At 53.3% G+C, this 11,891-nt stretch carries 7 protein-coding genes; 1 reads left to right on the plus strand and 6 read right to left on the minus strand.

The features are described 5' to 3' along the window. Positions 1–10: 10 nt before the first annotated feature. From CFBP6623_RS23650 to CFBP6623_RS23675, 6 genes are all read right to left on the minus strand, one after another. On the minus strand, positions 11–4,831 hold the full coding sequence (locus CFBP6623_RS23650; RefSeq protein ID WP_080843008.1) for an FkbM family methyltransferase: 4,821 nt from the start codon (positions 4,829–4,831) through the stop codon (positions 11–13). 122 nt (positions 4,832–4,953) lie between these two features. Then, positions 4,954–5,847 carry a glucose-1-phosphate thymidylyltransferase RfbA gene (gene rfbA / locus CFBP6623_RS23655; protein WP_080843009.1) on the minus strand — a complete coding sequence of 298 codons (894 nt, stop codon included), beginning with the start codon at positions 5,845–5,847 and terminating at the stop codon, positions 4,954–4,956. Then, positions 5,844–6,737, minus strand: a complete 894-nt coding sequence (rfbD, locus tag CFBP6623_RS23660; RefSeq protein WP_080843010.1) for a dTDP-4-dehydrorhamnose reductase — start codon at positions 6,735–6,737, stop codon at positions 5,844–5,846. The genes rfbA and rfbD overlap by 4 nt, the downstream gene beginning before the upstream one ends. Before the next feature lie 4 nt (positions 6,738–6,741). Then, positions 6,742–7,797: a dTDP-glucose 4,6-dehydratase gene (gene rfbB, locus CFBP6623_RS23665; RefSeq protein WP_080843266.1), complete on the minus strand. Its 1,056-nt coding sequence runs from the start codon at positions 7,795–7,797 to the stop codon at positions 6,742–6,744. A 2-nt stretch (positions 7,798–7,799) separates the two neighbouring features. Beyond that, entirely contained in the window at positions 7,800–8,369 is a 570-nt protein-coding gene (rfbC, locus tag CFBP6623_RS23670; RefSeq protein ID WP_080843011.1) for a dTDP-4-dehydrorhamnose 3,5-epimerase, read from the minus strand. Positions 8,370–8,657: 288 nt separating this feature from the next. After that, a complete protein-coding gene (locus tag CFBP6623_RS23675) occupies positions 8,658–10,724 on the minus strand; it encodes an ATP-dependent helicase (RefSeq protein ID WP_080843013.1) in 2,067 nt (688 codons plus the stop codon). A gap of 382 nt (positions 10,725–11,106) precedes the next feature. Between CFBP6623_RS23675 and CFBP6623_RS23680 the strand changes: the two genes are divergently transcribed. Continuing rightward, a complete protein-coding gene (locus tag CFBP6623_RS23680) occupies positions 11,107–11,844 on the plus strand; it encodes a prolyl oligopeptidase family serine peptidase (protein ID WP_080843014.1) in 738 nt (245 codons plus the stop codon). The last annotated feature ends 47 nt before the right edge of the window (positions 11,845–11,891 follow it).

Raw genomic sequence — 11,891 nt, forward strand, 5'->3', positions numbered from 1 at the left:
TCGGCGCGGTTCATCTCGCTCCACTTCTAATTTCGTCGAGGCGCGCTAACATCCTGCGTCCGGCTTTTTCAAGAGACAACTGAGTTGTCGCGTGTCCTTTTGCTTTTGCAGCTAATGCATGAGCAAATTCTTTATCTTCATAAATTCGCCTCATCTTTTTCGAGGCGTCTTCCTCTGAAGGGTAAGCCCATTTGAAGGAGGAGTCGTATGGCGGAATCGATTTACCAACGTCCACCAGTTTATAATCGACTAGCAAGCTGTTTTCGTCGTCCATGAATTCTAAGTTACCGGAATAGCGCGTGGCGATTACCGGCTTTCCGAGTAACATCGCTTCCGCCATTGTAAGGCCTAAGCCTTCGCTGCGATGTAACGAGACGTATGCATCCGAAACATTGATCAAAGCCAAGAGGTCTTCGTGGCTGAAATCTCGGTCGATGATAGTAATTCTAGCTCCCTCAGCGGCTGCTTGGAGCTCTTTCATCTGAGCCGGATGACGATCGCCGAAGGACGTTTTCAGAACAAGGCGAACTGGCTCCTGCGGTGAAAATGCAAGTTTAAATGCACGAATCAACCCTAAAGGGTTTTTTCGCTCCATTATACTGACCATGTGGAAGGCGAAGAAGAAAATTGTCTCTTTTTCGCAAAGTTGAAAATAGCTGCGGTCCCGTTTGCGGAAGTTTAAAAGTCTGACGCCTGGGAACATCTTTCTAACGGGAACTGAGAGCTTTTTACGCAGTCCGGTTGCTACAAATTCCGTCGCAGCCCAGACTTCGTTGACATCATTAGCAGACGTCCTCCACTCGTCTGGAATGCTGTCGAACTCCCAGTACCAATATGCAATTCGATATGAGCGCGGAGTTCGCGGCAGCAGATCTGCTCGTTGAAACGCGTTAGAAAAGAATGGTTCCGGTTGGGCGTGGATAAGTGTAGTGTCAAATGTTTCAAAACCAGAAAACTTTTCCCGTCCAACTTCATCTTTTTGGTCCGTACGGAGATCGCGCAACGAAGTCTGTACGCCGCATTTCTGTAAGCTTTCAACTATTGCCTCCGCCGATACCCGGAGGCCTGAAGGATAGCGTAGATGCCCAATAACATTCAGGCCTACGCCCGAAAGCTCGCGAGCAACATTCAATTGGTCAAGGCCGCTTAACCAATTTAAAACCCACTTTTCGACGTAAACTTCCCCGGATTGCAGCCAATTTAAGAATAGTTGAGCGCAATTAATATCATTCAAAGCGTGCGGATGTGCCGCTTGCCAATCTTCTCTGCTCCGCCAAGAGAGACGAACCTGGTCCGCTGGAGTGCCGGGAAACGGCCAGTTCGCCGGATGGACCCACGGGGCGGTTACCCGGTAACGAGAAGAAAACCAGTTCGCAAAACGGCCAGCTCCGAACGGAGATGCGCCGTCTGGGAACATCGCCTGCCAGTCCGGTGTGAATGCAAATGCTGTAACTAATTCAAATTCTGGGCGTTCGGAAGCTTCCATGAACAGCCACCAGATTTCCTCTTTTGAGAGCTTTCCATCATATCGCCCCTCTTGAAGAAACCAGCGGAAAAGCTCATCTCTCCCAGCAGGCGTCAGTCCATGTGGAAGGCTCCGCCGAATATCCTCTCGCCAGAAATAGTAACGACGCGCTCTTGCGCCGAAGCATGCGTCGTACATCGGCGCAATATGCATATTTGTATCTGTAGGAAGACCAAATTGAGCGAGTGCGTCGGTTGAAAGCCACTTTGCAAAATCGCCATTTGACCCGTCCGAAAGCGCTCGAGGAAAGCGTTCACGAATATCCGAACGACGTCTAAGTAGGTCAAGAGTAAACCGAGCGAGGGCTATTGGACTATCTACTTGGTGGGCCGATTGAGGTGGCCAAAGAATTTCGTCACGACTACGATTTACGAACTCCATAACATTTTGGTCACTCCCCAGTTCGAGCAGTGTCCCTGAGCCCGGGTAGGAACTATTTAATTGCAACATTTGCTCCAGAACATCAGCAGGTCCGGAGGCCGATTGCGATCTGAGGCGAGGGGTGGGGGAATTCCCATCCAACTCAGGGTGGAGATATGGGTCTTCTTCGATGCCCGCGGCGCGTATGTCTTCCGCGAGCCGGCGTTCGTCTTCGGGAGGATTAGTATGGCCGCGGGTCGCTCCTTCGTGATGAATGAGTTCTCCTTCGGGAACATACGCCGTTCGATAACCGTATTGCCAAAGTCGGATGCAAATAGCCACATCGCTCATGGCTATTCGATAAGCTTCATCGAACCCTCCAACAATTGAAAAGGCTTCTCTAGATATCATTTGGCAAGCACCCATTACGGCGAGCCAGTTGCGTGAATGATGGGGCGAGCCGAACACGTCAAACGCCATCCGTTCTTGGCCTCGATAGCCTAGTGCTGCTAGATGTGGCCCAATCATTACGCCGCCATGCTGTAGCATACCATTCGGGTAACTCAGCTTCACTCCTACGCAACCGACTCCAGGGCGTTGGGCAACACGAACCATCGACGACAGCCAATCAGACGATATGACCTCAATATCGTTGTTAAGGAACAGTAGAAATTTTCCCTTTGCCGAGGCGGCACCGAAATTGCAGGCTGATGAATAGTTGAATTTAGATTTGAAATTAATAATGCGCACGCGGGAATCATTACGCAGCTCTGCGTATAATTCATGTGTCGCAGCCTCCACCGATCCTGTGTCGACAATGATCAGCTCAAGATTCTGGTAGTCCGTTTGCCGGAGGACGCCGGTTATAGAAACCTTGAGAAGATCGGCTCGATCTTTTGTCGGAATAATAATTGACACGAGCGGCTCTTCTTTGAAGGGCCAGGAAACTGACTGCGTGCCATCCGGGAAAGACTTTGCCGTAGCGTCAAAGCCTTTGGCGCGCCAGTAAGTTTCAATTGTTCGTCTACAAGCAAGTGCGGGCTGAGTTTCAGGGGCCGGGCGACCTCTGTGGCTGGTGAAGTGTCGATGGCAAATGATTTTAGGAAGGCGCACGATGCGCTTGGCTAAATCGGATGCCCTCAGATTGAGATCCCACTCTGCGTCTAAGTCGGCGTCTTCAGTAAGACCACCCGCACGCACTACGATTTCTCGGCTAAGGAGCGTCAATCTTCCAAAGTAGTTAAAAGCATAAAGAAGCTCCGGTGACCATGAAGGCTTGAGGTAGGGAGTAGATATCGAACCGTCCGTAAGTTTTACGTCCTCATCGCTGTATACGATATCGGCGTCGGGGTTCTTCGCCAATTCGAACGCGAGGTGATCAAGCGAATCTTTTTCTAGCGTATCACCCGGCTCAAGAAGAGCGATGAACTGACCGTTAGCCTTCGTTATGATATTAGAACGTTCAGAAACAACCACGATACGAACGTCGTGTTCCGTTTTATCTAGGCCCGGGTTCGCGGTCACTAAATACGAATTTTCACCATAGACAATGATCTCCCATCCCGGCCGATTTAGGCTAAGAAGGGACTGGATGGTCACGTCAGCGAATTGAGCTGCCGCCGGAGTTTGAACGTTCATGAGGAAGGAGACGATGGCCGACTCTTCTCCGCTAAATGCCGCAGCCTCAACTCTCGTCCACGAATGGTGTCGTAGAGGCGCAGGTTGATTTCGGGTGGAAGTTCTCTCACTGTGTAATACCAGCGGTAAAGTTGCCGTGTTCGAGTTTGGCAATGGGACCGCCCTAGGGAGTCTTTGATACTCTTGGCTGGTTAGCCACATGGAAAAAGGTCTATGAGGCCTTCCATCCGGATGTAGGATCCATTTTTTAAATACTCCACGCGGTTTTCCGTTGTTGTGGAAAAATAAACGTCGAAATGCTTTTTTCGGCTTTCCAGAGGGGCGAAAGAGAAGAGTTTCCCACAGATCGCGATTCAATACGTATTGATGTTTGTTCGACAAGTCGTTGTACATGGCCTCTGACTGATTAGCTCTGTGATTCTCGTTAACAAAACTCGCCTCTAATGATTGGGCCCGTCGCTCTGCTGTATCCGCACGCACACATTCTTCATTGGCTTTCGATGATTCTTCTTGGAGCTTCTGCTGAGTATCAGTCATTCTCAGTTGAAGCTCTTCGATCTTCTGCTGAGTGTTCGTTATTCTCAGTTGAAGCTCTTCGATCTGGTGCTCTGCTTCCATTTGGCCGACGGTAATGAAGCCATCAAAAATATTTGGCGGCGCGGAAAATGCGGACTTCAAATCGCTATGCTCATCGGCGACGTAGAAGCGGTTAAGCCCATCCCAATACGCAGCGCTATAGCCCGCCGATAAAATCAGCGGCTCCCAATCAGTAGATGTTTCGGTTCGTGATAGTGGCACCGTTGCCTCGACGACAATTACCCAAGGACGATGTACCGACAAATCGAGTCCTCCGAGCGCGGCCGCTTCGTGTCCTTCTACGTCAACTTTCAGGAAATGGATCGGTTGATCCGGCTTTACATGTTCCGCCAAGATAGAGGAAAGTCTTTTCCGCGCGACCTCAACGACTTGTGTACCCCATCCAGATGATTTGTGCATCTCTGCGATCGAGGGTTCGACGGTTGTCAGTCCCGTGTCATCAACAATGTGAAGTTGCACAAAGCCATCTTGGTCACTTACTGCGAGCTCTAGGTTGATATCGCGAACGCGCTTATGTTTTAACTCGGCAACACGTTTTGGATTAGGTTCGATATTAATTCCGGCCCATCCCCGATCGTAGAAAGCGCGCGTAACACTGTGCTCGTCTGGAGAATAAGCGCCCACATCCACGTAGAAGCCGTTTTGCAAGTGCCCTAGCGCTCTCCAGAGAATCACGTCTTCAAAATTTTGCGCAAATGATACAAATTGCATTTTAAGATTTCCTAATACGATACGTAGGCACTGTTGAGAATTTTCTTCGCACGGCAACTTCTCTTCCGACGTCAATGATAAGTAAATACGAGTTGCGATACTTCGAAGATGAACAAATGAGACTAAGCCTCTGGGGCGACATTCTTGTCTTGTTGCGAAGCGATGCGGCGAAGATACGCCCCGTAATCGCTTTTACCGGCCATAGCTGCTGTTTTGTCGAACTGTGCTTCTGTTATGAAGGCTTTACTCAAAGCAATCTCTTCGGGGCAAGCGATCTTAAAGCCTTGGCGTTTTTCCAGCGTCCGCACGAATTCTCCGGCCTCCAGCAAGCTATCCGGCGTTCCGGTGTCAAGCCACGCATAGCCGCGCCCCATGATCGATACTTTCAGCTTTCCGCGCTCGAGATATATGCGGTTAACGTCGGTAATTTCGTATTCGCCCCGATCTGAGGGTTTCAAGTCAGCGGCAATATTCACAACGTCGGCGTCATAAAAATAAAGCCCCGTTATCGCCCAGTTAGACTTTGGTTTGCGAGGTTTTTCCTCGATGGAAAGTACCCGCATCCGACTGTCGAACTCAATGACGCCATATCTCTCTGGGTCGTTCACTTGATAAGCGAACACTGTTGCACCATCCACCACCGCCGCGCCACCAGCTAAGAGCTCGGGCAATCCGTGACCGTAGTATATGTTGTCTCCTAGGATTAGACAGGATGGTGAACCATCGATGAATTCCGCACCAATTATGTATGCCTGTGCGAGCCCGTCTGGACTTGGCTGTATTGCATATTCGATAGAAAGTCCCCATTGCGAACCATCTTTTAGTAGGTTCTGAAAAAGCGGCATGTCGTGTGGTGTTGAGATAATAAGAATCTCGCGAATGCCGGCCAGCATCAGCGTGGTCAGCGGGTAGTAGATCATCGGCTTGTCGTAGACCGGCAGGATCTGCTTCGAGACCGCCAATGTCATCGGATGTAGGCGCGTGCCACTGCCGCCCGCCAGAATAATGCCCTTCATGGCTGTTCCTCTTTAATGTGTGCCAAGGCGGAAACGACCGCGCGCGTTGATGTTTGCCAGTTTGGCAGCCTTATGCCGTAAACCGCTTCCAGCTTGCTGCAATCAAGCCGCGAGTTTGCCGGACGCCGAGCTGGTGTAGGGTACTGTGCAGTCGTGATGTCGTTGACGATCATCGACTTTCCGCCGTTTTCTTCAGAAAATGCGAATATCTGTTTCGCGAAATTCGCCCAGTTCGTTTCCCTGGTTCCGGAAAGATGAAAAACTCCACGGAGACTGATCGAGGAATCATCCAGGAGTTTTCTTGCGATTGCTACTATAGCGGCAGCGATATCGTTGGCCGAAGTAGGGCATCCGAACTGGTCCGCAACGACATTGATTTGGTCGCGGTTCTCGCCGAGCCGGAACATTGTCTTCACGAAGTTGTTGCCATATTCCGAATAGACCCATGCGGTCCGCAGAACCACATAATTGTCGGTGGCCTCCGAAACGGCGCGTTCGCCTTCGAGCTTCGAGCGGCCGTAGACGGAAGTGGGGCCTGTCGGATCACTTTCGACATAAGCGGTGTCCTTGGTGCCGTCGAAAACATAATCCGTAGAGAGATGAATGACAGGAATGCCGAGTTCATTTGCCGCCTGCGCGACGGCCCTTGCTCCGTCCCGATTAACGGCAAAAGCGATTTCCGGCTCGCTTTCTGCCTTGTCGACAGCGGTGTAGGCAGCAGCCGATACCACAGCATCGGGCTTTACCTCTCGTAGCGCCTTCAAAACAGTTTCAGGCTGGGCTAGGTCGAGTTCCGGCCGACCAATAGCCACGATCTCCAGCTCGGCGCTCGCCAGTGCCTGAAGGGCGGTGACGACCTGACCATTTTTGCCCGTAACTGCCAGCCGCATTCGTTCAGCCCTTCGTCAGAACGCCAAGGCGTTCTCCGGCATAAACACCCTCGCGAAGCGGTTGCCACCACCATTCATTGTCGAGATACCATTGCACGGTTTTGCGGATGCCAGTTTCAAAATTTTCCTGTGCTTTCCAGCCGAGCTCGGTTTCGAGCTTCGTTGCATCAATGGCGTAGCGCGCATCGTGACCAGGGCGATCGGTAACGTATTTGATAAGCTCGGCATAGGGTTTGGATTGAGGGCGCAGTTCGTCGAGAATAGAGCAGATGCAGTTCACCACATCGATATTCTTCTGCTCGTTTCTGCCGCCGACATTGTACTTCTCGCCAACAAGACCCTTTTGAACGATGAGCCACAGGGCGCGGGCATGGTCTTCCACATAAAGCCAGTCTCGAATGTTTGTACCGTTGCCATAAACCGGCAGCGGTTTGCCATCCAACGCGTTGAGAATGATCAGCGGAATGAGCTTTTCCGGGAAGTGGAACGGGCCGTAATTATTGGAGCAGTTGGAAATGACGACCGGAAGGCCATAGGTGCGCTGCCAGGCTGTGGCGAGATGATCGCTTGCGGCTTTCGAGGCGGAGTATGGCGAGGACGGGTCGTAAGGGGTCGTTTCTTCGAAAAGACCCTGGTCCCCGAGCGAGCCGTAAACCTCATCGGTTGACACATGAAGCATGCGGAATTCCGCCTTGGCGTCGCCCTCAAGACCACTCCAATATTGCCGCGCCGCCTCCAGCATCGTGAAAGTGCCGTTGATGTTGGTCTGAATGAAATCAGCGGCGCCTGTGATGGAGCGATCGACGTGGCTCTCGGCTGCGAGATGCATCACGTAATCCGGCTGGAATGTCGTGAAGGCGTCATTCATCGCGGTCCGGTCACATATGTCGGCCTGAAGAAAGCGGTGATTGGGTGAGTTTTCGATTGGCTTGAGAGAAGCCAGATTTCCCGCATATGTCAGCTTGTCGACAGTGAGAACATCCGCGCCAACCTCGCTTACGAGATAACGTACGAGGGCCGAGCCGATAAATCCGGCGCCGCCGGTAACTAGAACGCGCATCATCAGTTCCCAGTGTTTTCGTAAGTGAAATATTCAGGCAATTCGGACAGAAGCGGCTGTTTGGCATCTTTGTCGGAAAGGATGCAGCCATCCAGCTTCGGCCAGCTGATGCCGATGGCAGGGTCATCCCATTTAACGCCGCGGTCGTTGGCTGCACTGTAAGGGGCCGTCACTTTGTAAGAGATGACCGTGTCGTCAACGAGCGTCATGAAGCCATGCGCAAATCCCGCCGGAACCCACAGTTGCTCGCCATTTTCAGGTGAGAGTTCGACAGCGGCCCATTGTCCGAAGGTGGGCGATCCTGTTCTGATATCGACAGCGACATCCAGCAGCCGTCCCCGAATGCAGCGAACGAGCTTGCCCTGCGCAAAAGGCTCTGTCTGGAAATGAAGCCCTCGCACGGTTCCGGCCTGTGCGGACAGGGATTCATTGTCCTGCACGAACTCCACATCCGCTACATTTTCGCGAAACCATTCCCTCTTGAAAACCTCGCTGAAGTAACCCCTGCTATCGCCGAAACGAGCCGGAGTTATCTTTTTCAAGCTTGATATCGAGAATGCTTCTAGTTGCACTATGCGGATCCTGTCTGGTCTGCTTACTCAGGGTGATATGGCTTTATCGGCAGGGACAGTCAATAACGCTTTATTGATCGCCCACACAAGAGCAACAAGCTTTACGTTGAGCAGTATGCAGAATCTTCCAGATCATCGCGTGTTTTTTTGCATCGCGTTCAGCGAAGCGCTCGCTAAATTCTCTCCATTTGCCATCCGCGCAGCGTGAAATCTATACTGCCTGCGCGTCAAGTCCACCGGGATTGATTGTGAATTGTTCCATGCGCTTTCCGGGATGCGGTCGCACTCTTATTTCCACATCGCCCGCATCCGCGCGCCCACATCAATCCGGATCTGCTGCGCGCTGCGCTCCGAAGCCGCGGCCGATATGATGGGCCAGGTTGCCGTTTCGAAGAATTGCAGCAATGTCGCCGGTATGAAGCGGGTTCTTGAGGCGTAGACATGCCTGTCGCCCTGCTGGCTCTGGCCGCCGGTGAAGAAGCGTTGTGGCGTGATCAGTGACAGGCCGTCCTTGGCGCGCGTCATCGCGACATAGAGTAGCCGTCGCTCCTCCTCCAGTTCCTGGGTGGTGCCGACGCCAAGATCCGATGGGATGCAGCCGTCGATGACATTCAGGATGAAGACGGAACGCCATTCCTGGCCTTTTGCCGAATGGATGGTCGACAGGGTCAGGTAATCCTCATCAAGCAGCGGCACGCCGGCCTGATCGCTGGTGGCGTCAGGCGGATCAAGTGTCAATTCCGTCAGGAATCGTTCGCGTGAGGGATAACCGCCGGCGATCTGTTCGAGCTGTAGTAGATCGGCCTTGCGGGTATCTGCATCCTCATGGATGCGTTCGAGATGGGGCTCGTACCACAACCTTGCCTGCCCGATTTCGTCCGGCCAGCCGTTTTGGCTCCGCCGCAGGCCCACCAGCATTTGCGTGAAGGCCGTCCAGTCATCGCCGGTCTTCGGTGGTGGCGGAATTTCGGCAAGGGCAAGCAGGGGCTCGGCGTCTGTCGCAATTGCATCGAGAATATTGCCGGCTTTCTTCGGTCCGATGCCGGGCAGCATCTGCAGCAGCCGGAAGCCGGCGACACGGTCACGCGGATTCTGGGCGAAGCGGAGGACTGCCAGCATGTCCTTCACATGGGCGCTGTCGAGGAATTTGAGGCCGCCGAATTTGACGAAGGGGATGTTGCGGCGGGTCAGTTCCACCTCGAGTGGGCCGCTGTGGCTGGAGGTGCGAAACAGCACGGCCTGCTGTTTCAGCGTCATGCCGGTTTCGCGATTGGCAAGGACCTGATCGATGATGAAGTTCGCCTGTTCGGTTTCGTCCTTCACCGTCACGAGCTTGGGGCGTTCGAGCGACTGCCGCTCCGTCCACAGGTTTTTGGTAAACCGCTCACGCGCCAGATCGATGACGCCATTGGCGGCGGCAAGAATTGGCTGCGTCGAGCGATAGTTGCGATCAAGCGTGATGATATCCGCCGCCGGGCTGAAGGATGCCGGAAAATCGAGGATGTTGCGCACCGTCGCAGCCCGGAACGAATAGATCGACTGCGCATCGTCACCCACCACCGTCAACCCGCGGCCACCGGGTTTGAGGGCCATCAGCACCGAAGCCTGCAGCCGGTTGGTATCCTGATATTCGTCGACCATCACATGGTCGAAACGGTTGCCGACATCGTCTGCCAGGATGGGGTCGCTCACCATCTGCGCCCAATAGAGCAGAAGATCGTCGTAATCGAGCACGTTCTGGACCTGCTTGGCTTCGACATAGGCCGCAAACAGTTGCTTGAGTTCACTCTCCCAGCTGGCGACCCACGGATAATGCTGGCGCAGGATCTCCTTCAGCGGCGTCTGGGAATTCACCGCACGCGAGTAGATCGCAAGGCATGTTCCCTTGGTCGGAAAACGGCTTTCGGTCTTGGAAAATCCCAGCTCGTGCCGGGCAAGGTTCATCAGGTCGGCGCTGTCTTCGCGGTCGTGGATGGTGAAATCGATATTGAGGCCGATCTGTTCGGCATAGATGCGCAACAGGCGTGCGCCGATGCCATGAAAGGTGCCGGACCATGCCAGCGCGTCGGTGAGCGCGCCCGAATTGCCGCCGAGGACCTGTTTGCAGATACGCTCGACACGCCGCGACATTTCCGACGCGGCACGTCGGGAAAACGTCATCAACAGGATGCGGCGGGGATCGGCGCCGTTCACAATCAGATGCGCGACGCGATGGGCAAGTGTGTTGGTCTTGCCGGAACCGGCGCCGGCAATGATCAAGAGCGGTCCGGCCGTCTGTCCTTCTCTCAGCCCGACTCCGTGTTCCACGGCCTTGCGCTGCTGTTCGTTCAACTTGTCCAGATAGGCAACCGCCATGCCTGCAATCCTTGATATGTGGTTGTCCGTCCGTGGATAGCTGTGGATATGGTCAGCCGTCGAGGCATCGGCTGGCCATATCCACCGTTCCTGCAATGATTAGCAAAGACTCAAACACCAATCCAGAACAAATGCTGAACGCACTGCACGGATCATTTTAGCCGGCATGCTGCTCCAAGAACCGTGGGCGGAAAGGATCTGATTTTCCCATCATGATAAGAATAGTAGTGAGGAAAATCTCGTACTTAATTGAAATATATATTCATTTATTGTGGTCTCTCCCGCGTTTCCTGTTTCAGGTCGGAAAGATTTGAACCAAGCCGGAGGCCTGCGAGTTCAATCATCGGCCTTGGGGAAGAGGCCAGTCTGTTGGGAGGACCAAATGAAAAATCTGAAATTCTGCCTGATCGCCGTTGCCGCCCTTGCTACCTCGACATTTGCCTTGGCCGAGCAGAAAGCCGTGAAATCCGATGTCACCATCGCCTCAGATATCAATTACCTGCTTTACACCCCGAAGGACTATGATGGTTCGGACAAGACCTATCCTCTCGTCGTCTGGCTGCATGGCGGTGACCAGGGTGGCAGCGATGTTGAAAAGCTAGGGGCGAGCGGACTGCCGAAAATGATCGAAGAGGGGCGTGATTTTCCTTTTCTGGTGTTCTCGCCGCAAAACCCGAGTGAGGAACTGCTTTATCCGATCGAGCGTGTCGCAGCCACTCTCCAGTCGGTGGTGGCCGATCATCGGGTGGACCGCAGCCGCATCTACCTGATCGGTTATAGCCGGGGTGGATTTGGGGCGTGGTCAATGGCCGAACAGTTTCCGGAGACCTTTGCTGCTGTCGTGCCGATTGCCGGCGGCGGTATCCGGCATTATCTCAACCGGACCAATGAAAAGACCGCCTTTTGGGCTTTTCATGGTGCAAATGACGAGGTGATACCGCTGTCCGACACCGTGGTTCTCGTTCAACGCCTTCAGGAGCTGAAACGCAATGTTCGGCTCACCGTGTTCGAGGAGACAAATCATCAGGCGGTGGAGGGAAAAGTGCTGAAGGATGAGGCGATGTGGACGTGGCTTCTCGAACAGAAGCTCGCTGAGGTCAAAGCACCGTCTTCTCCCTGAGTTTCGCCGGATCTCTGATTGAGACGATCACAGACAAAGCCGCCCGG

This window comes from Agrobacterium tumefaciens, from assembly GCF_005221385.1.
Classification (GTDB): Bacteria; Pseudomonadota; Alphaproteobacteria; order Rhizobiales; family Rhizobiaceae; genus Agrobacterium; species Agrobacterium tomkonis.

What these genes read in the sequence shown, in the direction of transcription:
- CFBP6623_RS23650 (WP_080843008.1), bottom strand. Translation starts at nt 4,831, where the DNA reads ATGCAATTTGTATCATTTGCGCAAAATTTTGAAGACGTGATTCTCTGG.
- CFBP6623_RS23675 (WP_080843013.1), bottom strand. Translation starts at nt 10,724, where the DNA reads ATGGCGGTTGCCTATCTGGACAAGTTGAACGAACAGCAGCGCAAGGCC.
- rfbA (WP_080843009.1), bottom strand. Translation starts at nt 5,847, where the DNA reads ATGAAGGGCATTATTCTGGCGGGCGGCAGTGGCACGCGCCTACATCCG.
- CFBP6623_RS23680 (WP_080843014.1), top strand. Translation starts at nt 11,107, where the DNA reads ATGAAAAATCTGAAATTCTGCCTGATCGCCGTTGCCGCCCTTGCTACC.
- rfbD (WP_080843010.1), bottom strand. Translation starts at nt 6,737, where the DNA reads ATGCGGCTGGCAGTTACGGGCAAAAATGGTCAGGTCGTCACCGCCCTT.
- rfbB (WP_080843266.1), bottom strand. Translation starts at nt 7,797, where the DNA reads ATGCGCGTTCTAGTTACCGGCGGCGCCGGATTTATCGGCTCGGCCCTC.